This window comes from Clostridium subterminale, from assembly GCF_039521425.1.
Classification (GTDB): Bacteria; Bacillota; Clostridia; order Clostridiales; family Clostridiaceae; genus Clostridium_J; species Clostridium_J subterminale.
On sequence record NZ_BAAACI010000007.1, the window covers coordinates 34,085 to 57,152 of the forward strand.

Annotated in this window: 19 protein-coding genes; 1 reads left to right on the forward strand and 18 read right to left on the reverse strand. The window is 29.8% G+C overall.

Annotation, left to right across the window (positions count from 1 at the left end; translation table 11 throughout):
- Positions 1–15: 15 nt before the first annotated feature.
- The 7 genes from ABDZ93_RS13890 to ABDZ93_RS13915 form a co-directional block, all read right to left on the reverse strand.
- Positions 16–1,113: a Gfo/Idh/MocA family protein gene (locus tag ABDZ93_RS13890; protein WP_343827038.1), complete on the reverse strand. Its 1,098-nt coding sequence runs from the start codon at positions 1,111–1,113 to the stop codon at positions 16–18.
- A 49-nt stretch (positions 1,114–1,162) separates the two neighbouring features.
- On the reverse strand, positions 1,163–1,531 hold the full coding sequence (locus ABDZ93_RS13895) for a glycosyltransferase (protein WP_343827039.1): 369 nt from the start codon (positions 1,529–1,531) through the stop codon (positions 1,163–1,165).
- A 16-nt stretch (positions 1,532–1,547) separates the two neighbouring features.
- The gene (locus ABDZ93_RS13900) at positions 1,548–1,766 is read right to left on the reverse strand and encodes a hypothetical protein (protein WP_343827040.1); all 219 of its coding nucleotides are present in this window, start codon (positions 1,764–1,766) and stop codon (positions 1,548–1,550) included.
- A 388-nt stretch (positions 1,767–2,154) separates the two neighbouring features.
- Positions 2,155–2,274: a glycosyltransferase gene (locus tag ABDZ93_RS20105; RefSeq protein WP_425544792.1), complete on the reverse strand. Its 120-nt coding sequence runs from the start codon at positions 2,272–2,274 to the stop codon at positions 2,155–2,157.
- Positions 2,275–2,575: 301 nt separating this feature from the next.
- Complete coding sequence (locus ABDZ93_RS13905) at positions 2,576–3,892, reverse strand: nucleotide sugar dehydrogenase (protein WP_343827041.1); 1,317 nt, start codon at positions 3,890–3,892, stop codon at positions 2,576–2,578.
- A gap of 51 nt (positions 3,893–3,943) precedes the next feature.
- Positions 3,944–5,785, reverse strand: a complete 1,842-nt coding sequence (locus ABDZ93_RS13910) for a polysaccharide biosynthesis protein (protein WP_343827042.1) — start codon at positions 5,783–5,785, stop codon at positions 3,944–3,946.
- Between the two features lie 184 nt (positions 5,786–5,969).
- Entirely contained in the window at positions 5,970–7,031 is a 1,062-nt protein-coding gene (locus tag ABDZ93_RS13915; RefSeq protein ID WP_343827043.1) for a tetratricopeptide repeat protein, read from the reverse strand.
- Between the two features lie 379 nt (positions 7,032–7,410).
- On the opposite strand from ABDZ93_RS13915, the gene ABDZ93_RS13920 reads away from it, so the two are divergent.
- Entirely contained in the window at positions 7,411–8,901 is a 1,491-nt protein-coding gene (locus tag ABDZ93_RS13920) for an aminotransferase class I/II-fold pyridoxal phosphate-dependent enzyme (protein WP_343827044.1), read from the forward strand.
- A gap of 99 nt (positions 8,902–9,000) precedes the next feature.
- Here ABDZ93_RS13920 and ABDZ93_RS13925 read toward each other — a convergent pair whose 3' ends face one another.
- The 11 genes from ABDZ93_RS13925 to ABDZ93_RS13975 form a co-directional block, all read right to left on the reverse strand.
- A complete protein-coding gene (locus ABDZ93_RS13925; RefSeq protein ID WP_343827045.1) occupies positions 9,001–9,864 on the reverse strand; it encodes a hypothetical protein in 864 nt (287 codons plus the stop codon).
- Between the two features lie 274 nt (positions 9,865–10,138).
- Positions 10,139–10,714, reverse strand: a complete 576-nt coding sequence (locus ABDZ93_RS13930; RefSeq protein WP_343827046.1) for an indolepyruvate oxidoreductase subunit beta — start codon at positions 10,712–10,714, stop codon at positions 10,139–10,141.
- 1 nt (position 10,715) lies between these two features.
- Positions 10,716–12,482 carry an indolepyruvate ferredoxin oxidoreductase subunit alpha gene (gene iorA / locus ABDZ93_RS13935; RefSeq protein WP_343827047.1) on the reverse strand — a complete coding sequence of 589 codons (1,767 nt, stop codon included), beginning with the start codon at positions 12,480–12,482 and terminating at the stop codon, positions 10,716–10,718.
- Between the two features lie 76 nt (positions 12,483–12,558).
- On the reverse strand, positions 12,559–13,455 hold the full coding sequence (locus ABDZ93_RS13940; RefSeq protein ID WP_343827048.1) for a phosphate butyryltransferase: 897 nt from the start codon (positions 13,453–13,455) through the stop codon (positions 12,559–12,561).
- A gap of 285 nt (positions 13,456–13,740) precedes the next feature.
- On the reverse strand, positions 13,741–14,763 hold the full coding sequence (locus ABDZ93_RS13945; RefSeq protein WP_343827049.1) for an alpha-hydroxy-acid oxidizing protein: 1,023 nt from the start codon (positions 14,761–14,763) through the stop codon (positions 13,741–13,743).
- Positions 14,764–14,804: 41 nt separating this feature from the next.
- A complete protein-coding gene (locus tag ABDZ93_RS13950; protein ID WP_343827050.1) occupies positions 14,805–15,278 on the reverse strand; it encodes a 2-thiouracil desulfurase family protein in 474 nt (157 codons plus the stop codon).
- Positions 15,279–15,341: 63 nt separating this feature from the next.
- The gene (locus ABDZ93_RS13955; RefSeq protein WP_343827051.1) at positions 15,342–17,708 is read right to left on the reverse strand and encodes an endonuclease MutS2; all 2,367 of its coding nucleotides are present in this window, start codon (positions 17,706–17,708) and stop codon (positions 15,342–15,344) included.
- 17 nt (positions 17,709–17,725) lie between these two features.
- Entirely contained in the window at positions 17,726–20,107 is a 2,382-nt protein-coding gene (locus tag ABDZ93_RS13960) for a U32 family peptidase (protein ID WP_343827052.1), read from the reverse strand.
- A 176-nt stretch (positions 20,108–20,283) separates the two neighbouring features.
- Positions 20,284–21,276, reverse strand: coding sequence for a glycosyltransferase family 4 protein (locus tag ABDZ93_RS13965; RefSeq protein WP_343827053.1), 993 nt, complete (start codon positions 21,274–21,276; stop codon positions 20,284–20,286).
- A gap of 165 nt (positions 21,277–21,441) precedes the next feature.
- Positions 21,442–22,044: a cell division protein ZapA gene (locus ABDZ93_RS13970; RefSeq protein WP_343827054.1), complete on the reverse strand. Its 603-nt coding sequence runs from the start codon at positions 22,042–22,044 to the stop codon at positions 21,442–21,444.
- A gap of 340 nt (positions 22,045–22,384) precedes the next feature.
- Positions 22,385–23,056 (reverse strand): ABC transporter ATP-binding protein, encoded by a 672-nt coding sequence (locus tag ABDZ93_RS13975; RefSeq protein WP_343827055.1) that lies wholly within the window; start codon positions 23,054–23,056, stop codon positions 22,385–22,387.
- Between the last annotated feature and the right edge of the window lie 12 nt (positions 23,057–23,068).

Genomic DNA, 23,068 nt, shown 5'->3' on the forward strand with positions numbered 1-23,068 from the left:
AATTATAATTATTTTTTATTTTTTCATTTCCTTCATATCCATAGTAGAAAAATCTCCTAATGGAAACTTAACAGGCATTCCTGTTGCTGTAGATTTGTAAGCAGCTAATATTATTTCTAGTGGTTTTTTAGCTTCTTCTCCGCTCACTAGTGGCTGTCTTTCTTCTATGATAGAGTCTACTACATCTTTAAATAGTAAAGTATGTCCAAATCCATAAACATTATCTGGATCTGCTTCTTGAGCTGCCAAGACTTCCTCTTCACTTTCATCTGAACCTTCAACTCTCCAAGTTTCAATTTTATTTACTGCAAGACCGCCTATACAAACAGCTGCCTTTTCTCCAAAAATACTTAATGTTTCCTCTAAATTCGTTGGATACACGCAGGCACTTCCTTCTATTATTCCTATAGCACCATTCTTAAACCTTATTAATATAGCTCCAAAATCTTCAGCATCAATATCTCTTAAGAAAGTATCACACTGAGCATATACAGAATCAACATCTGAGCACATCATCCATTGTAGTAAATCTATATTATGGATACATTGATTCATTAACGTTCCACCATCAAGTTCATAAGTCCCTCTCCAAGGAGCTTGCTCATAATATCCCATATTTCTATTCCAAAGTATTCTGGCTGTACCGTTAACCATCTTCCCAAAATTATTTGCTTCCACTTCACTTCTTAGTTTTTGAATAGCAGCATTAAATCTATTTTGATGTGATACACATAACTTAACATTATTTTTCTTAGCACAAGCTATCATCTCATCAGCATCTTTAATTGATAATGCCATTGGTTTTTCAACGATAACATGTATACTTTTATTCATACAATTTATAGCAATCTCTGGGTGATACCCACTTTCAGTTGCTATATAAACTATATCTATATTTTCTTTTTCTATCATTTCTTTATAATCTTTATATGTATTTACTATTGCATCCTTACCCAATTTTTCAATATATTCATCTTTTTTGGCAGTTGCTTTTTCTTCAATAGGGTCACAAGTTGCTACTAGTTTTAATGTTTCTTTATTATTTACTATTGCCTCTATTCCCTTATAAGATATCCTTCCACATCCAATAACAGCTACATTAAAATTTTTCATTATTAATTCCTCCTAAAACTTTATATATATTTATAAGCTTTTCTTCTTCTTATCTCCAATTAAATTCATCTGAAACAGCTCTTATACCATTATTACCCATACATTTAATTAAATCTTCATCCATTAGTAATTTTGCTATATTTTCAGCGATATCAATCTCATCTAAAGGATTTACTACTATACTTGAATTATATGCTGTTATATGTCTCTTTATAGGAGGCATATAACTTCCTATTACAGGAATACCACAACTCATGTATTCAAATTGCTTTGTAGGAATATTTTTAAAATATTTAGGTTCAGGTAATAGTGGAACAAGTCCTATTTTAGATTTATACATATATTCTCTCACTATATCCCGATCCACTCTTCCAGTAAATAGCATTTTTTCCAAATCATTTTCACTGGTATATTTCATCAATATCTCCTTGCATTTAGCATAACCAAAAGGTCCTCCAAATATCATTTTTTATAGCATTAAATTGAGTGTAATTATGTATAACTTCAACTCTCTTACTTTTGCTCTCAAACTCATCTTTAACAACTTCATCAGCTGTAATTATGAAATCAAATTTTTTTGATATAAAAAGTTCACTTTTATCTACCATAAGTGTAGTTATCGATCTTATAGGTTTGGGTACCTTCTTTGACATTCTAACCATATCAGGATAATGTTCATGAACATCATAAATTATTTTTGAATTATTAAATCTAAAATAAGAAATCTTCCTTTTAAATCCTTTGGTTTAGATATACCTTTTATTTTAATTCCTGAAATCATCTCAAATTCTTTATCATAAGAACCTATTATAGTAATATCATCACATATCTTTTTAAGAGAATTTGCTTGCTTATAGAATATTTTTCAATCAAAAGGACTATGCCCCGTGGCTAGTATATATATTTTCATGCTATATATTCCACCTCATCTCTTTTGCCCTCATTATTTATTATATACTCCATCTGAGCAGCTAAATCTTCTACGTCTTTTTGATTCACTAATAGCCCATCTATATTATCTTCAATTACATCCTCTATACCTTACCCTTTGCAACCAATAACTACTTTCTCTTGGGCCATTGCTTCAATATATACTACACCAAATCCTTCCTTGTAACTTGGAAGAACAAAAAATAACATTGCTTCATATATTGCATTAATTCTTTATGAGGTACTTTACCTTTTAAAATCACCTTATCCTCAATACCCTTATCCCTAACAAGTTCTTTCAAATTTTCTCATTCTTGTCCTTGTCCAACAATGACTAAAACTAAATCTTCATATTTTTTATGAATTTTAACAAAAGCCTCTATTGCATAGTTTATGGATAAATACACCATTATTTTCATTAAAACTATTAGGATACATATGTGATATTATCAATACATTCATAAGTAATTCTACTCACAATTTTTAGATACAGTACTAAATTTTTTTGTACTGTATCTACCCCTTTATTATATTAAAGTTTATTTATTTTATTTCTATTATTTTTAACATTTTTTGTAGCATTTCTTGTATCATATAGGAGCTTAGCCTTTTCCACCATTAATTCATAGTCATAGCAACTGTGATCTGTAGTTATAATTACTATATCTGCATTTTCAATTTCTTTTTCCCAATCTACTGATATATATTCAACACCTTTATGTTTAAAAGATGGGATGTATGGATCATTAATCATTATGTCCGCACCATTTTTCCCTAATATCTCAAGTACTTTCAATGTTGGTGATTCTCTCATATCATCTATATCTTTTTTATATGCGGCACCCATAACGAGTACTTTTGCACCATTTAGTGCCTTTTTATCTCCATTTAAAAGCTTCATCACATTCTCAACTACAAATTCTGGCATAGAATCATTAATTATACCTGAAGTTTCTATAAGCTTTGTATGGTAATCATACTCTTTAGCCTTCCACTCTAAGTAGAATGGATCTAGTGGTATACAGTGACCTCCAAGACCTGGACCTGGATAGAATGGCATAAATCCATAAGGCTTTGTTTTTGCAGCCTCAATAACTTCCCAAACATCAATGCCCATTCTCTTGCATAATATTGCCATTTCATTAGCTAACGCTATGTTTATATTTCTAAAAGTATTTTCAAGAATTTTTTCCATCTCAGCTACTGCTGGTGATGACACCTCCATAATTTCTCCATCTAGCACACATCTGTATAAAGTTCCTGCAACTTCAGTACAATCTGATGTACATCCACCAACTACCTTAGGTGTATTTTTAGTATTATATTCCTTATTACCTGGGTCTACTCTTTCTGGTGAAAATGCTAAAAAGAAATCTTTCCCACATTTCAACCCATTTTCTTCAAGAATTGGTTTTATAACTTCCTCGGTTGTTCCTGGATAGGTTGTGCTTTCAAGAACTATAAGCATTCCTCGTTTTAAGTATTTTGCTACATCTTTTGTCGAATTTACTACATAGGATAAGTCTGGTTGTTTATAAAGATCAAGAGGTGTTGGTACAGCTATACATACTGTATCTACTTCTTCTATAAAGCTAAAATCCGTAGTTGCCTTTAACTTGCCTAATTTTACAAGAGCTGATAAATCATCATCTACTATATCACCGATATAATTCTCTCCATTATTAACCATAGCAACTTTTTTATCCTGAACATCAAATCCTATAACTTCATATCCAGCCTTAGCTTTTTCTACAGCAAGGGGAAGTCCTACATATCCAAGACCTACCACACCTAGTTTAGCTGTTTTATTCTTTAATTTTAATAATAATTCATCCTTTAATTGACTCATAATTGTTCCTCCCATTAGTAATTTGTTATATTACACACTTCGTTACATATCTTAATCTTTCTTTCTTTTATATGTCGGAACTTTTTCTTCAAGCAATTTTATTATTTCCTCTTTAGTCATACTATCTACATTTTTAAACTGTTTTATAGCTTCTTCTATAAATTCTATAGTAGCATCTTTAGGTTTTTCCACAAAAATTTTATTGTGTTCTGTAGATGTAAGTGCTACTTCATCCATTAAAAGCTCTTCATATAGCTTTTCTCCTGGTCTCAATCCCACATATTCTATTTTAATATCTATATCTGGTTTATATCCAGATAATGTTATTAAATCTCTAGCTAAGTCAACCATCTTAACTGGTTTACCCATATCTAATACAAATATCTCTCCACCATCTGCAAGACCTCCTGCTTGAATAACTAGTTGAGCAGCCTCAGGAATAGTCATAAAGAACCTTGTTATTTCTGGATGAGTTACAGTTACTGGTCCACCTTTTTCTATCTGTTTTTTAAATAGTGGTATTACTGAACCATTACTTCCAAGAACATTTCCAAATCTAACGGCTACATAATCCGTTTTACTAACTTCATTAAAAGCTTGAATTATAAGCTCACAAAATCTTTTAGTGGCTCCCATTACATTAGTTGGATTTACCGCCTTATCTGTACTAATTAAAACAAACTTCTTAACATTATATTTATCACAGCATTTTGCTACATTATAAGTACCTAAAATATTATTTTTAATAGCATCTCCTGCATTTCCCTCCATTAGAGGTACATGTTTATGAGCAGCTGCATGGAATACAACTTCAGGCCTGTGCTCATTAAATATTTGATCTATTCTAACTATATCTCTTACAGATGCAATAATTACTTGCTTATTTATTTCTGGATAGTTTCTGTTAAACTCCATTTCTAAATCATAAGCATTATTCTCATAGATATCTAAAATTATTATTTTCTTAGGTGAAAACTTTGCTATTTGTCGAATGATTTCAGACCCAATACTTCCACCACCACCAGTAACTAATATGGTTTTACTTTTTATATATCTGTCTATGTGCTCTGATTTCAACTTTATTGATTCTCTTCCTAATAAATCATCTATGTTTACATCTCTCATATGATTTACATTTATGTTATCATCAATAATTTTATAAATCCCTGGCATGGTTTTAATATTTTTTGTTACTTGCTTACATATGTCTAAAATTTGTTTCTTAGTATTCTTATCCACTGATGGCATTGCAAGCATTATTTCATCAACCTTGTTTTGCTTACAAAAGGATATAATCCTATTTCTATCTCCTATTACCTTTACTCCATGAATTCTCTTACCTATCTTATTAACATTGTCATCAATTAAACCGACAATTTTATAATGCAAGTTATTATTATTTTTTATTTCTTTAATGAGTATAGCTCCAGCATCTCCTGCACCTATAATTAATAAATTCTTTATTTTATTAATTTGCCCTTTATCTGACCCATTATTCTCCATGATTCTATATAAAAATCTTACTCCCCCTAAACTTATGACGCTCAATAACCAAAAGATAATATGAACTGTAATGGGGAATCTGAAAAATCTACTTTTTAGCATTGTATGGCTTATAAAGTATCCATAAATTATAAATGCTACATTAGAGGCTGTCATTGAATAGACTATAGATAATAACTCTTCTACAGATGCATACTTCCAAATATTGCTGTACAACTTAAATATCATGTTAAATATAATGGTAAATACTACAACTGGAATTATTGATAGTAAAAAAAACTCTATATAATCAGGTTGAATCCTAAAATCAAACTTTAGTAATAAAGCCAAGTATAAACTCATTACAACAAGAATTACATCTAGTACTATTATTTTCTTTTCTTTTTTCATAATTTCACTTCCTAAATCAATTATGGTAATCAAATAGGTCTATGTGTTTTTAACTGCAGATTTCAAAAGTTTATCACAGTTATTATACTGTTTTTTACACATAAACACAATTCCATTCAAAGTTATTCATAAAATGTTATTTAATTATTTATATTATTATATTGATAAATACTTATTTATTTGATTATCCTAATGCATTTTCAAGTTCCTTAACAATTTCATCTTCTGGATTTAATTTTTTAGCTATATCTAGATGTATTTTTGCTTGATTAAAATCTTTAATATTTATGTAACACATTACTAAATTAGTGCATACCTCTATAGATTTTGTAACTTCAAATACTTTTCTTAAATACTTAATTGCAGTTTCAAAATCATTCAAGCAAGCATAGTTTATTCCTAGTTCATTAAACACCTGAACATAGTTGCTATCTATAGATAAAGCTTCATTTAAATAGTATATAGCTTTTTCATAGTTTTGTAAAATTCTATAGGAAACTGCTATATAATAAAATATTTCGGCACTATCCCCTAGCACGTCTATCAGTGGCAATAATACTTCTAATGCTTTCTTTGGCTCTTCATATACAAGTTCTTTCCCCTTATCAAAAGAATTGATTATATCTAGATTCTCTTTTAGCTCCTCTACCTCTTCAGTGATATTTCCTCCAAATGAGATATATTGCTTAATATTAAAATGAGCTTTTTCAAAATCTTTATCTTCATAACATACTAAGGCTGCATAATAATATGGTTGTGGATAATCTTTAATTTCTTTTCCAATTTCAATAAGTTTAAGAATCTCTTCTTTAAATATAACATTATTTTTTCTCATTCCATCTATCAAAATAAAAGCTTTATTTAAATTATCTGTTGTAACTTTAATTTCCAATAATCCCTTTAATAGTATATATCCATCTTCATATTTTTCATTTTTAATATTCTCAAATATTTTTCCTTTTGCATAATTAACGCTATTAGGAATAGACTTTATTATTTCCTTATATACATGATTAAACTTAAAGTTTTTATCTGCTCCTAGTGCATAGAACATTCCCTCTATAAAAAAATTAACAGGAATATTAGATAAATCATCTCCTTCTTTAGCTTTGGAAACAATTTTATCTGAATTTACTGGTATATATATATTATCTTTAAATACATATTCGTTTATTTTGCTACCTTTTTTTATTTCAAGAAATAACATTTTCTCAAGTTTTTCTAAAAAATAATTTTCATTACTCATAATGCACCTTCTTACATTCTATATTTTTTAATTTCTTCCACTAAACTATATTACCACCTAATTAATTTTTAATCATCTTTTTTTTGCATAAAGTAATATTTTCGTAATTTTTATATATTTTATATAACACAATTTATAAACATATAAAAATTATATACTTTATTATACATTTATAATCTCATAACTTATATAATAAGTAAAACAATATAAATATTTAATTATAAACTAAAATCTTATTGCATTGATACTAATATTATTCTATAATAAATTTGTTTTATAACTTTATAAATGTTATATTTGAAGTAAAATTATTATAGGGAGTCATTAAATTATATTATTGATATCTCTATACTTTATAAATTAGAAAGAGGGTATGGAATTGTATAAGTTAAACCAAAATGAAACCCCATTATTTGATGCCTTAATGGAATATGTGAATAGAGACACTCTTCCATTCCATGTTCCTGGGCATAAAAAAGGTGTTGGAGTAGACATAGATTTTAAAAACTTCATGGGCGAAAACCCATTTAAAATTGATGTTACAGTTTTTAAACTAGTAGATAGTTATCATCATCCAACAGGTCCTATAAAAAAAGCTCAAGAATTAGCTGCTGATGCCTACGGTTCAGATGCATGCTTTTTCTCTGTTCATGGAACATCCGGAGCCATTCAAGCAATGATTCTTTCTGTAGTTGGTGCTGGGGATAAAATAATAATTCCTAGAAATGTACATAAATCTATTACTGGAGGAATTATCTTAGCTGGTGCTATCCCTGTATACATGCAACCTGAGTTAGATAAAAAAATTGGAATTGCAAATGGAGTTACACCTGAAACAGTAAGAACTACATTGGAAGCTAACAAGGATGCTAAAGCTGTTCTTATAATCAACCCAACCTACTATGGTGTGTCTACAGACATTCAGCAAATTGCTGATATTGTTCATGAGTATGACATTCCTTTAATAGTTGATGAAGCTCATGGACCTCATTTAAATTTTAATAAAAATTTACCTATGTCTGCCATGGAAGCTGGTGCTGATATTTGTGCTCAAAGTACTCATAAAATTATTGGTGCCTTAACTCAAGGATCTCTACTTCAAGTTAACTCTAAAAGAGTTAGTATTCCAAGGGTAAAGCAGGTTTTAAACTTAATGCATACAACTTCACCTTCTTATATTCTAATGGCTTCATTAGATACTGCTAGAAGACAAATTGCATTACATGGAGAAGAATTATTAGATAAAACAATAGAACTTTCCAATTATGTTAGAGCTGAAGTTAACAAAATCCCTGGTTTCTATTGCTTTGGTGAAGAAATTTTAGGAGTTCCTGGAGCATATGCCTTTGATCCGACTAAAATAACAATAACTTGTAGAGATTTAGGTATAACTGGCTATGATTTAGATATGATTTTATCAAATAAATATCATATTCAAATGGAACTTTCAGATTTATATAATGTCCTTATTGTAGGTTCCTTTGGAGATACTGAAGAAGGTATGGAAAGACTTTTGAGATCTTTGAGAGAAATCAGTGATGACTACTATGGTAAGGGTACTGCCAAAGCAGACTTCATAGATATACCTTCCATTCCTGAGCAAATACAAATTCCTAACGAAGCCTTCAATAGCGTTAAAACTTCTGTTAGAATTAAAAATAGCGTAGGCATGATTAGTGGAGAATTCCTAATGGCTTATCCTCCAGGAATACCAGTACTATGCCCAGGTGAAAAAATCACACAAGAAATTGTAGATTATGTACAACAGCTTAAAGATACTGGTCTTTATGTTCAAGGTACAGAAGATCCTGAAGTTGAGTATATAAATGTAGTTAAAGATGAAGATGCTGTATTTATTAACGTTGAATAATAAATATGAATTTTATAGTATATAAATTATAATAATTAAAGGTATGATGTCTCTTAGATTCATACCTTTAATTATTCCTATTAATCTTTAACAGTATTTCTAGTTGCTATTTTTTTTACTTCTTAGCTCCAATAATTTATATTCAGCATTAATTTTTCCTGAATTAACTATACTTTTTGCATATTGATTATAAGACATATTTATAATGCTTTCATAAGCTCTAATCAAACTTTCAAAGTATCCCATCATATAGTTTACCTTCATTAATGGATCTGTATATGTAACATTAAATCTTATAGAATATTTTTTTCTTACTTTCTCTGCAGCTTTTTTTAGGTAATTATAACTTGAAGCTCCTTTAGCAATAAGTTTTACCTTTTCATAATTACAGGTCATAACCTCTTTATATGCTGGCATACATGCTTCGATGATATTTTCATCAAAATATTTTTGTTTCGATGTTTCTTCCTGTACTACTTTAAGGAAATCTTCTAATTTCAAGTTAGTTTTAGCTCTAAGTTCTATTAATTTTGTTAATATATCTTTAACCTTCACAACTTCAATATGTTCAATATCATACTTTTTATTTCTTTCCTCTATAATATCAAAGCCCCTCATCATTAATTCCAAATCAGTTTTATTTTTTTCTACCTCTTCGTCATTTTGAAGAGCCTTAATTATACTGCCATTATCATCATTTAAGAATGCATCCATAAAGAAAAATATTCTTCCAAGTCTCATTACTGTTTTCTCATCTTCTACTACTTTATTACTTGCATCAATATATATATATCCCTTTTCTTTACCAATAACTTTCGCAATACCCTTCTTTTCAAATATTACCTCTCTATATGTATTTCCTGCAAATAATGCTGGCTCAGATACCTTAATATCCTCAAATAACTTACTATACTTTTTTATAATTTTTATTTCTTCTGAATTAGGTGCTCTGTATATTCCCATTAATTCTCCTCCTATAGTAATTTTACTTACATAATTATGAATAGTACCCACCAAACTTAATATATTCTTATTATCATTAGATGTACTTTTCAGGTTTTTATTATAATATATTATATCAGAAAATAATGAAAATCATATAAATTTATTGCTTATATAAAAAATATTAGCTTTACCTCTATATAATAGAGTAAAGCTAATATTTTATCAAAACTTATTCTAATCCTTGTAATAATTAATAAGTTTCAACCATCAAATCAACTTTTCAGATTTTCATCTATACTTCCATTCCTGCAACTAAAGCTTTCTTATTTAACTCTACAGCTTTTGCTGGCACTAATGAAGCTACAACCTCTTCCCAATTTACTTCTTTAATATCTAAGGCTTTAAGTAGTGCTCCTAGTAATACTACATTTTGTGCTTTCATATTACCTAATTCTTTTGCAATTTCTGCAGCTTTAATTATAACTGTATTTTCTGCTGTAGATTTTAGCACATCATTTACACCCTCTGGATATTTTTCTAGTCCTATTAGTACTGGTACTGGATGAATTTCATAATCATTTACTATTAGATGCCCACCTTCTTTTAAATAAGGTAACGCCCTTAGTGCTTCACTTTTTTCAAAGGCAACTATGGCATCAGCTTTTCCTTTTTCTATTAAAGGAGAATATACCTTTTCTCCAAATCTAACTTGAGTAGTAACACTTCCACCTCTTTGAGCCATTCCATGAACCTCAGACATTTTAACATCATAGCCATTTCTTAATAAGCCTTCAGATAATATTTTTGAAGCCAGAATAGTTCCTTGTCCTCCTACACCTATAAATAATATATTTTTTACTTCCTTCATATTATTCACCAACCTTTTCTATAGCATCAAATGGACAAACTTGCTTACATATTTCACAACCGTTACACATGCTCTCATCTATTTCCACTATACCATTTTGGAATTTCAATGCTGGACATCCTGTTTTCAAGCACATTTTACACTTTCTACATTTTTCTACATCAATTTTACATTTTAAGTTAGCTCTTTTCTTTAATACGTCTTTTATCAAAGCACAAGGTTGTTTTGTAATAATTACAAAAGGTTCTGTGCTATCATGAGCTTCTTTTACAGCCTTTGAAGTTTCTTCTATTTTATATGGATCTACTACTCTTATATTTTCCTTTTTAATACCACAAGCAAGTACTAAAGCTTCAATATCTACCATTGGAGCCTCTCTATTTTGTAGAGTTTTACCTGTTCCCGGGTTCTCTTGGTGTCCTGTCATTCCTGTGATTCTATTATCAAGAATTACAGTTACTATTGGTGTATTGTTATAAACACTTTCAATTAATCCAGTTACTCCTGAATGGAAGAAAGTTGAATCTCCAATAAAGGCAAATACTTTCTTACCTTCTCTATTAGCTACTATACTAGCTCTTTCCATTCCTACTCCTGCTGATATAGAAGCACCCATACAAATTACAGTATCAGTTACACTAAGTGGTGCATTCATACCAAGGGTATAACATCCAATATCTCCAGATGCTATTACATCCTTATATTTTGATACTGCATAGAATATTCCTCTATGAGGACATCCTGGACATAGTACTGGTGGTCTAGAAGGTGGATTAGTGTCTGTAGTATATGTTATTTTGTTTTCTTCTCCTAAAATACCCCTTCTAATAATAGCTGGATTTAACTCTTCACATATAGGTATTGCTTCCTTACCTATACAATTAATTCCTAAAGCTTTAACTGCATTTTCTAAGTATGGATCATTTTCTTCAACTACATATAATTTTTCTACCTTAGCTGCAAATTCTTTAATCATTTCATCTGGTAACGGATAAGAGAAACCGATTTTTAGGTATGATGCATTGTCTCCAAAAACTTCTTTACAATATTCATAAGAAATACCACTAGTAATTATACCTATCTTTGTATCTCCAATTTCCATTCTATTAAGTTTTGTACTATTAGAATATTGTCTTAATTTCTCTAATCTTTCTTCCACTTCATAGTGCTTAATTTTAGAGTGACCTGGGGTCATTATATATTTTTTAATATTTTTTTCATATGGCTTTACTTCTACAGCTTGTTTATCTCCAACCTCTACTACTGTTTTAGAGTGAGATATTCTAGTTGTAACCCTAAATAGAACTAATGTATCAAATTTTTCACTTATTTCATATGCTTCTTTCATATACTCAAGGCATTCTTGTGAGTTTGATGGCTCAATCATTGCAACCTTAGCATGCGGAGCGTAAAATCTGTTATCTTGCTCATTTTGAGAAGAGTGCATTCCTGGATCGTCAGCAGTTACTACTACAAATCCTCCATTTACTCCTTCATAGGCCATAGTAAATAATGGGTCTGCAGCTACATTAAGTCCTACGTGCTTCATTGTAGTTAGTGCTCTTGCTCCTCCAATAGATGCACCTGATGCTACTTCAAACCCAACCTTTTCATTTGGTGCCCATTCTGCATATACACCTTCATATAATGCAAAGTTCTCTAATATTTCAGTACTAGGTGTTCCTGGATAAGCTGATGCTACATGACATCCAGCTTCATAGGCACCTCTAGCTATGGCTTCATTACCAGTCATTATAACCTTTTTCATATTCTCATTCCCCCATTAAAATTTATCTTTTTAATAATTAATAACTACCCTATTTCAATTATTCTTCGATAATTGTTTACACTAAAATACTGCCTAATGCTATTGAATAGAGCTTTGACTTTGCGCTATCTGCTCTAGAAACCAACACTACAGGACATTTTGCACCTACAATTACCCCAGCACTTTCTGCGCCTGCAAAATAAGTCATAGACTTTCCTAAAAAGTTTCCAGCTTCAATGTTAGGCACAAGAAGTATATCTGCTTCGCCGGCTACATCACTTACAATTCCTTTATGGTGAGCAGCTTCCTTAGATATAGCATTATCTAGTCCCAGTGGTCCATCTATTAAACAACCTTTAATTTGTCCTCTCTTATTCATTGCAGAAAGAGCTGCAGCATCTAAAGTTGCCTGCATTGATGGATTAATCACTTCAACAGCACAAATCGGTGCTACCTTTGGCATCTCTATTTCTAGTGCTTTTGACACTGTTACTGCATTTTTTATTATTCCTATTTTGTCTTTTAGTTCTGGATATGGCACCATTCCTCCATCTGTAAGAAGTAATAGCTTATCATAGGACTTCACATCATATACCATTACATGAGATAGTAGATTATTTGTTCTTAGATTTGCTTCCTTATTAAGTACAGCTTTTAATAAATCTGAAGTTCCAAGTAACCCCTTCATTACATAGTTAGCTTCACCCTTTGTCACCAATTCCACAGCTTTTGCTGCAGCCTTAATTATGTCACACTCATTAATTATTCTTACTCTAGATAAGTCTACATTAGAATCTTTTGATATAGTTTTAATTTCATCTTCATTTCCAACTAATATAGCATTTATAATACCCATGTCCACTGCTTTTATAACTGCCTCTAGAACAACACTATCTTGTGCTACTGCTACTGCCATAGTTTTCTTTTCTTTTTTCTTTGCCAATTCTAGCAATTCTTCCAAACTTTTAACCATTTTTTCACTCCTTATGTATAGGTTTACTTAAAAAAATAAAACAAATAGTAGAAATCCAACACTTTTTTTATAATATTTTATATTTTCTTACTTTTAAGTATAATGTGTAATCCTTCCTTAGTCAATTTTAACTGCTAAAGCGTAATAGTATCTTTTTATTTAAAATTGATAAAAAAGTAGATATCTTTAATTATCTAATTTAAAATTCTATACGAATCTCTATTGTTAGCTAATTTAAGATATCCACTAAAAATTTTATTATATTAAAAGACTTTGTTCATAAGATTACTTTCTTTCAAATATAATTCTCTTATCTATACTATTTACATTTTTACATCCTGTAAGAACCATAGCAGATTTTAATTCTCCCTTTAATCCATCAACATAAGTGTTAACGCCTTCTCTTTTTCCTCCAAAGGATGCAGTTACAAAAGGTCTTCCTATTAACACAGCATCTGCACCAAGAGCTAAAAATTTAAGTACATCTACTCCTGTTCTTACTCCTCCATCAGCTAAAATCTTAACTTTACCTTTTACTGCTTTTGCAATATCTTCAAGAACATCTGCAACTCCTGGAGTTTCATCTAGAACTCTACCTCCATGATTAGATACTACTATAGCATCAACCCCTGCTTCTACTGCAAGTAAAGCTTCATCTACAGTCATAATTCCCTTTAATATAAATGGAAGCTTAGTACTATTAACTAGTTCTTTTATCTCTTCTACTCCTTTAGGCATAACTGGCTTTCCATGAAGAGCTAATGTTATAAGTCCACAGGCATCTATATCTACTCCTACAGCAAAAGATCCTGATTCTTCAGCTAGTTTTATTTTTTCAATTATATTTTTATTTTCCCATGGCTTTATAAATACAATACCCTCACCATTAAATTCCTTTAACACCTTTAAATTAGTTGTTAAAAATGTATCTACTGCTGTATCTCCTACCATAGGATATATTCCTGAATCTAAAGTACCACCAATAACCCAAGAAATATATTCTTCTTCAGAATACTTTCCACCCATATTAAGAGTAGTCCCTGAAACTGGAGCTGCAAAAACTGGTATATCTAATCTTTTACCAAAAATTTCAATAGATGTATCCGGATCTTTAGCATTGTGAATAACCCTCATATTAAGCTTATATCTTTCAATAGCTCTAATATTCTCTGTAAAAGCATTTCCAGTACTCTTTCCACCCATGCCTGGAACCTCTCCAGCACAAGCAATTCCATTACATACATTACATACTTTACAACTATTATTTAAATTAACTCTAGCTTCTTTTCTAACATCATTATAATTCATAAAATCCCCACCTAACTATAAAATTCACCTTAAATCCTAAATTAAATATTATTTTCTTTAAAAAATTTATCTAATTCCTCTTCAGTATAAATCTTTATATTATTTCTCATTAAAAGCTCTGCGGTTACTCCATTACCTGGTTTTTTACTGCCTGAAAAAGTACCATCATATATAGTTCCTTTACCACAAGATGGACTTCTTGCCTTTAAAATAGCTGTATCAATTTTTAACTCTCTAGCTATATTTAAAGTTTCTTCTGCACCTTTAATAAATTCAGCAGTAACATCATCATTAACGCCCGTTCCTAAAACACTACATTTTCCTTCTAAAACCATAGCACCATCACCATTTACAATCTCATGAGCTTCTCTAGGAGTCGCCTGTCCTCCAAGCTGCTCCGGACATACTGGTATAGCCTTTCCTTGTCTTAAAAGTTCAAGAACTTTTTCATTTAAATTATTATTACCGTCATATTTGCAGTTAATACCACAAAGACATCCACTTACTAAAATCATTTAATCATCCCCTATACTCTACATTAAATATACAATTCTATGGTGTTTAAATCGCATATTATATTACTTTAACTCAACAACAGTAACTCCCGTTCCACCTTCTCCATAATTACCAAGTCTAAAGTTTTTAACATGGGGATGATGTTTTAATAAATCAGTGATAGAACTCTTAAGTACTCCTGTTCCTTTACCATGGATTATTGTAACTTCACCCAGACCACCAAGATAAGCTTCATCTAAATACTTATCTGTGGTGTAGATAGCTTCTTGAGAATCCATACCCCTTAAGTCTACTGAAGATGATACTGCTTTTAGATTAAGCTTAGCTTCTCTTCTTTGAACCTTTGTCTTTTTCTTATCTTCACTAGACACTTTTCCCTTTCTTAAATCTTTAAGTTTCACAGAGATTTTCATTATTCCAGCTTGAACTTGAACTTCACCCTTATTATCTACCTCGGAAACTACTATAACATTTTGATTTAAAGATGGAAGATATACTTCCTGTCCTGGAACTACAGAGGTTAAGCCTTCTCCCTTAGGTTCATCTTTTTTATTTAACTTTTCTTGCATATTATCAAGAGAGTCCTTTATTTTCTTTCTTTCATTCTCTATTTTAGTTCTAGCTTCTGAAGAATAACCTAGCCTTTCAAGTTCTCTTATATTTTTTACAATTGAATCGGCTTCTTCCTTAGCAGCCTTAATCAATTCTTTAGCTTCTCGTTGTGCTTCATAGATAGCTTTTTCTCTAACATTTTCAAACTTATATAACTTCTCTTCATATTTATTTTTTAGTTTTTCTGCTTCTGATTTTAATCCTTCAGCTTTTCTAGCATCATTTTCCGCCTTAATACTTTTTTGCTGAAGATTTTGTATTAACTCTTCAAACTTTAAGCTCTCTGTAGAAATATTTTCTTTAGCATCATTAATAATATATTCCGGTAACCCTAGTCTTCTTGATATTTCAAAGGCATTAGACTTACCGGGCACTCCTATAAGTAAATTATAAGTTGGTCTTAAAGTTTCAACATCAAATTCTACAGAACCATTTTCTACTCCAACAGTTTTTAAAGCATAACCCTTAAGTTCACTATAGTGGGTAGTAGCTACTATTTTTGTATTTCTAGCCCTTAAATTATCCAAAATACTCATAGCAAGAGCTGCACCCTCCGTTGGATCTGTTCCTGAACCAAGCTCATCAAACAATGCTAAAGTATTTTCATCTGCTTCATTAATAATATTTACTATATTAGTCATATGAGATGAGAATGTAGATAAACTTTGTTCTATACTTTGTTCATCTCCAATATCTGCAAATATATTTGAGAATACACTAACAGCTGAACCTGCTCTTGCAGGAATCATCATTCCACTCATAGCCATAAGCTCTATTAAACCCACAGTTTTTAGTGTTACAGTTTTACCTCCTGTATTAGGACCTGTAATAACTAAAGAAGTAAATTCTCTACCAAGATAAATAGTGCTCGGTACTACAACCTTCTGATCTATTAAAGGATGTCTAGCCTCTATTAAATCTATAATTCCTTTATCATTTACCTCTGGACATATACAGTTTAATTCATTAGCATATTTAGCTTTAGCAAATATGAAATCTAACTCCCATATTATACTTCCATTATTTTCTATAGCATCAATGTTACCTGCAATTTTTAAGGTAAGTTCCTTAAGAATTCTATTGATTTCTGCCTTTTCTTTATTTCTAAGTTCTCTTATTTCATTATTAAGATCCACCAGTCCCATAGGTTCTATAAATAATGTGGCTCCTGTACCACTTTGGTCATGGATTAACCCCTTAACCTGCTCCTTATATTCAGCTCTTACCGGAAGAACATATCTATCACCTCTTACGGTATAAAGACTTTCTTGAAGATATTTAGAATAAGTTCTCACCATACTATTAACTCTATCCTTAATAGAAGAACTCTTATCTTTTAACTTCTTTCTAATTATAAATAAAGTTTCACTAGCTTTATCTGCAATTTCATCTTCTCCAATAATAGCTCTAAAAATTTCATCTTCAATATTCTTAAAAGGTACTATTCCAGCTATTATATCTTCTAAAACTCTATAGGTAGTATCCTCATCTTTACTTTGTACATACTCCTTAAAGTTTCTAGAACTTTTAAGCATGTTACCAATTCTAAGCAATTCTACTGGCATAAGAGTAGAGTTCTTCTTAGCTCTTAAAAGAGCTTCTCTAACATCATATATTCCTTCAAAGGGTGGTGCACTTTTTGTAGTTAATAAAATTAATGCTTCCTTGGTCTCCTCTAAGTGTTCTTTTATTTCATAGAGATTGTTATACGGTTTAAGATTATCAATTAAATCTTTTCCAGCCTTTGTTACTGTGTACTTTTTTAATATTTCCTTGATTTTATAATATTCAAGTACTTTAAAGGTCTTTTCATTCATTTCTTATCCCCTACTTTCTATTCAATTCCCCTCTTATAATGTCCTTTTGTAGTTTTCCCTAAATCTACATCTTCATCTTTAAATATATATTTCATTACCTTTAAAACCTGATCATAATCTTCATCTATAAAGTCAACTCTATAATTGTTGATATTATTTTTCTTAAGTTCCCTAATAAACGGAACTAAGTTAACAGGTACTGTATTATATATATGGCTTCTACAATATTTATCTGTAGTAACTAAAAACTCTTCATTCATCCTATCTCTTAATACAAATCTATCTTCATCGCATCTAAAATTACAGTTTGAGGTAGAGCTTTTATCTCCAAAGGTACTTCCAATGACACAGTATTCACTTACCATAAGCTCATACTTACCATAAACTACTACTTGCACTGGCATTTTAATATTTTTAGCTAAGGAGAACATCTCCTTACTATTAAGCTCAACACTTAAAGCTGATATATCTGTAAATCCACTGTAAAAATCATAGCTTTCACTATTTAAAATGTTCAACTTATAATCACCTATTATATTAAGCCTATCTTTAAACACATTTATTATACCTAAATTAGCTGTAATTAGTCCCTTAATTTTAGAAATATTCTTTTCTATAGCTTGAATAACTAAATTAAATTCACTTTTAATTATATTAGGAACAACTATATATAAATTTTCATAATCTACTTCTTCTAAATTTAAAGCCTCACCCTTTTTAAATAAATCTATAGCTATAGCTGGAGTTCTATCTAAATTTTCCTCAACAAACTTTAATACACCTTTTAGCTGCTCCATAGTTTTTACACATATTAAATATTCATCATTAAATCTATTTTTATCTTCTCTAATATCCTTATATAAATTCTCATCCTTAAACTCTCTATAGGTTTCTTCCTCTATATTACGTTTATCTCGAGTCTTCACATAATTTATTATCTCTTCAATAAGGTCACGTCTTACACTATTAATAGATGAAACTCTTAAAAATCCTTCTTCAAAGTTTTCAAATTCAACACTTTCTAACTTGAAGGGAGTATCACCTAATTTGTTAAGATTTTTAATTACAGACTCTTTATCCATAGGCTTATTAGATGCAATCTCTACATTTTCTCCATAAGCTTCAAATTCTTTTCCATGATAAATAGTAGATAAATAGAATCTTTCTCCTTGGACAAATCTAACTTTTATAGTTAAAGGAAGCTTCACACCATAAATATCTTCATAGTTTTTCTGAAGCCTTGTTAAAAGTTCCGTATCTGAAGTAACATATACCTTATCTCCAGCCTTATATTTAGTAGGTATAAGCTTCACTTTCTCTCCCTTGTATGCCTCTTTAACCTTTTCTTTTCCTTTTATAATGTTAGTAATAGTAAATCCACTATTATCAGTTCTAACTCCATCTTGAGCTCTTATATCCTTTTGAAGCTTTATAGTTAAATCTTTTTCAATTGTTCCTAAAAACACACCTGTATTTTTAGGACAATTATAGGCCATCATATCTCTTCCTATGTTTCCTCTAAGATATGCCTTTGAAAATCCCTCTCTATTAAATAGTTGATTTAACATACCCTTTTTAGGAGCTATCTCAAACTTCTTATTATCATATACACTATCTATAGCCTCTCTATAGGTAGTTACAACACCACTCACATATTCAGGTTTTTTCATTCTCCCCTCAATTTTTAAAGATGATGTTCCACTTTCTACTAAGCTTTTAATTTCCTCTATAGTACATGTATCCTTTGGACTTAATAAGTAACCTTCTCTACTTTCTCCACGGGATTTGCTTATTATAGTGTAAGGTAATCTACATGGCTGAGCACACCTTCCCCTATTTCCACTTCTTCCTCCTATGACACTACTCATAAGACATTGTCCTGAATAACTTATACATAATGCTCCATGCACAAATATTTCTGTTTCTATATCTAAGTCCTTTGAAATATATCTTATTTCATCTAGACTTAACTCCCTTGATAAAACTATTCTTTGAAAGCCCTCATTCTTTAAAAATAGAGCCCCTTCTCCATTATGTATAGTCATTTGTGTGGATGCATGAATTTCAAAATCTGGTATAGCCTCTTTTATAATTTTAAATAATCCCATATCTTGAGTTATAATAGCATCTACACCAATTTCATATAAAAACTTCCCATATTCTAAAGCTTCATCTAACTCTTCTTCTTTTATCACAGTATTAAAGGCTATATATACTTTAACATTATATAAATGACAATAATTCACTACTTCTATTAATTCTTCTTCATTAAAATTATTTGCATAGGCTCTAGCAGAAAACTTACTTCCACCCATATATATAGCATCTGCACCACCTTGAACAGCAGCATATATACTTTCTTTACTTCCACCTGGCGCTAGTAATTCTATTTTATCCATATGTTCTCAACTCCTATCAATAAGAAATGTCTTTATTCTATATTAAAAAAGTCATACTTATTTTATTAGTACTTATTTTTTGCTTCTCATGGATTATTATATCACAATTCTCTTTGTTACAAACTGTAAAAAATAATAGGAGCTAATACCTTTTTATTGGTTAGCCCCTATACATCTTAATTCATTAATTTTAAATATCCTTCATATATGCCTTCTAACATATTTTTCAAGTTGTAATTATATCTTATATATTCTTTTAATTTATTATTTTTTCTTTTCACCTTACTTTTTTCTACTGCTGATTTTATACTATTATGATTGTACGGATCACAATATATTGCCATATCCTTAAAATATTCCTTTGAAGCCCCTTCCTCTGTCACTACTATATTACATCCATAAGCTGCTGCCTTAAGGGATGATAAACTTGTAACCTCTGAAAAACTAGCTAATACATGAGCATTAGAGAACGTATACGCATTATACAAATCATAGTCATTCATAAATCCTAAGTAATGGGTAGTTGAGTAAGCTAAACATTCTTTTAAATAGCTTTCCTCTGAAGTTGTTCCTATTAAAACTAAATCTATTCCTAATTCATTACATACCTTGCTTAATTCTAGCTGATTTTTAATATCACAAATTCTACCAACACATAAAATATAATTATCTAAATTATACCTTTCCTTGAAATTATATAAAGGAACTTCATCATAATTTATATCAACTCCATTATAAACAACCTTAATTTCTCCCTTTGTAGTGAAATCCTTTGTTATTAAAGACTTTTCGTATATACTATTGCAAAATATAATTTTACTTTTCTTCAAAATCAATTCCCTATAAACTTTGCAATTGTTCCATAAATTATTACGTTCCACATTATCACTATATTGAAAAAACTTTTCCATATTAAAATACATAGGTGATACTACTATATTACATTTACTATTACTAGCTAATTTAAAATGTTTATAAGCATCAAATATATTTTTAATATCAAATAAATGTACTATGTCATAATCATCATAATTAGCCTCCTCATTGGCTCCACATATATCTACATTAACCCCCTTCTCTTTTAAAAAAGTGTATATTTTAAATATTATAGTAGTATCTCCTGAACTTAAATTTATATAATTACTTCTAGCGCATAGTAAAACTTTCATGTATAATCCCCCTAAGAATTATGGTTTTACCTAATACCTATGCCTATAAAATTTTAATTATCACAATATTAAAGAATAAAATTATATTTAATTCTTTAATATTTCTAATTATCCTAAAATAGAAAATAGGCGATAATATAAAATATAATATTATCGCCTAAACTTTTATTTTTTTCTTACATTCACTTGTCCACTTTTCATAAGCTTAAGGTTTTTATCCTCAATCTCCTGACTAAGTTGCTCTAGCTGTCTTACTCTAGCTATTTGTTGATATCTTAAATTATTATTTTCAGATAAAAGCTTTTTATTAAAGGTCATTTGCTTTTTATTATCTTTTTTTAACTCTTGAACAACTTGGTCCATAAGTTCTAATTGCTCTTTAAGATATGTAACTTCATCTTTTAGCTTTTCTATCTCCTCATCTTTATCCTCAGTACTAATTTTTCTTAAGTCTTCATTTTCTTTTTTTGCAGCTTGTAAATCTCTTTTTAGTCCTTCAACCTCAGAAATAAGATTTTTTTGTTCCTTCACAATCATTTTATAATTTTCATTTGCCCTTTCACAAGCTTCTTTATTTTTAAAAACCTCATCTCCTAAATTAATTGCTGCAAGAATAGTAGCATCAGGACGACTTATTTTAGAATTCTTAAACATTAGACTATTTATTTTATTATCTACATATTGAGCAACCATTTGTAGATACTCATCATTTTCTTCTCCTCTAAGGTTATATTCCATTCCATTTATCTTAACTGTTATAATGCTCACATAAACACCCTCTTAATTATAAATTTACATCTGCATAAACTTATAATCATTTTAACATATATTAGCTATTTATTAAATAAGGTATTTAATAAATATTCCAAATACTTGTCAACAATATGTTTCATAAAACTTAATTAAATATAAATATAATATATTATCGTACATATTTTATATTTATATTGTAATATTTTATTATATTCATCATACCAAAATTTATTATGGGAAATATACTTTACTAACTATTTATGGTAATGTAGTCAAAAAATGTTACACAGCTATCTTTTTAAGTTAGCTGTGTAACATCTTCTTTATTTCCCAATATTACCGTTAATTATAATTTTTATTTACCCTCTACAATCATTCCATCAGAAATAGTAATAATTCGATCTGCCATTTGTGCTATACTACCATCGTGGGTAATCATGATTAGTGTTTGATTATACTTTTCTATGGTTGATTTTAGTAGCTGCAATACTTCTTTACTATTTTTACTATCTAAGTTTCCTGTAGGTTCATCTGCAAATATTATGGATGGTTTATTAACTAGCGCTCTAGCAATGGATACTCTTTGTTGTTGTCCTCCTGATAACTCTCCAGGAAGATGCCTTTTTCTTTCCTTTATATCAAGTACCTCCATAAGTTCCTCAATATAGCCCTCATCTACCTTTTTTCCATCCATTAGTATTGGAAGTTTTATATTTTCTTCTGCTGAAAGTATAGGAATTAAATTAAAGGCTTGAAAGATAAATCCTATATTTTGTCTTCTATATCTAGATAACTCATTTTCACTTAGCTCATAAATATCTTGATCATTAATAAATACCTTTCCTGCTGAAGGCTTATCAAGTCCTGCAATAAGGTGAAGTAATGTACTTTTTCCAGAACCACTAGGCCCTACTATAGCTACAAATTCTCCCTCTTTAATTTCCAAATCCGTAGGTTTTAATGCCTTTACTGCTGTTTCATTCATTCCATAGGTTTTAGCTAGTCCACTAGTTCTTAATATACTCATATTAATTCCTCC

Excerpts from the sequence above, each read along its gene's own strand:
- ABDZ93_RS13890 (WP_343827038.1), bottom strand. The coding sequence starts at position 1,113 with ATGAAAAATTTTAATGTAGCTGTTATTGGATGTGGAAGGATATCTTAT.
- ABDZ93_RS13895 (WP_343827039.1), bottom strand. The coding sequence starts at position 1,531 with ATGAAATATACCAGTGAAAATGATTTGGAAAAAATGCTATTTACTGGA.
- ABDZ93_RS13900 (WP_343827040.1), bottom strand. The coding sequence starts at position 1,766 with ATGTCAAAGAAGGTACCCAAACCTATAAGATCGATAACTACACTTATG.
- ABDZ93_RS13905 (WP_343827041.1), bottom strand. The coding sequence starts at position 3,892 with ATGAGTCAATTAAAGGATGAATTATTATTAAAATTAAAGAATAAAACA.
- ABDZ93_RS13910 (WP_343827042.1), bottom strand. The coding sequence starts at position 5,785 with ATGAAAAAAGAAAAGAAAATAATAGTACTAGATGTAATTCTTGTTGTA.
- ABDZ93_RS13915 (WP_343827043.1), bottom strand. The coding sequence starts at position 7,031 with ATGAGTAATGAAAATTATTTTTTAGAAAAACTTGAGAAAATGTTATTT.
- ABDZ93_RS13925 (WP_343827045.1), bottom strand. The coding sequence starts at position 9,864 with ATGGGAATATACAGAGCACCTAATTCAGAAGAAATAAAAATTATAAAA.
- ABDZ93_RS13930 (WP_343827046.1), bottom strand. The coding sequence starts at position 10,714 with ATGAAGGAAGTAAAAAATATATTATTTATAGGTGTAGGAGGACAAGGA.
- iorA (WP_343827047.1), bottom strand. The coding sequence starts at position 12,482 with ATGAAAAAGGTTATAATGACTGGTAATGAAGCCATAGCTAGAGGTGCC.
- ABDZ93_RS13940 (WP_343827048.1), bottom strand. The coding sequence starts at position 13,455 with ATGGTTAAAAGTTTGGAAGAATTGCTAGAATTGGCAAAGAAAAAAGAA.
- ABDZ93_RS13945 (WP_343827049.1), bottom strand. The coding sequence starts at position 14,763 with ATGAATTATAATGATGTTAGAAAAGAAGCTAGAGTTAATTTAAATAAT.
- ABDZ93_RS13950 (WP_343827050.1), bottom strand. The coding sequence starts at position 15,278 with ATGATTTTAGTAAGTGGATGTCTTTGTGGTATTAACTGCAAATATGAC.
- ABDZ93_RS13955 (WP_343827051.1), bottom strand. The coding sequence starts at position 17,708 with ATGAATGAAAAGACCTTTAAAGTACTTGAATATTATAAAATCAAGGAA.
- ABDZ93_RS13960 (WP_343827052.1), bottom strand. The coding sequence starts at position 20,107 with ATGGATAAAATAGAATTACTAGCGCCAGGTGGAAGTAAAGAAAGTATA.
- ABDZ93_RS13965 (WP_343827053.1), bottom strand. The coding sequence starts at position 21,276 with ATGAAAGTTTTACTATGCGCTAGAAGTAATTATATAAATTTAAGTTCA.
- ABDZ93_RS13975 (WP_343827055.1), bottom strand. The coding sequence starts at position 23,056 with ATGAGTATATTAAGAACTAGTGGACTAGCTAAAACCTATGGAATGAAT.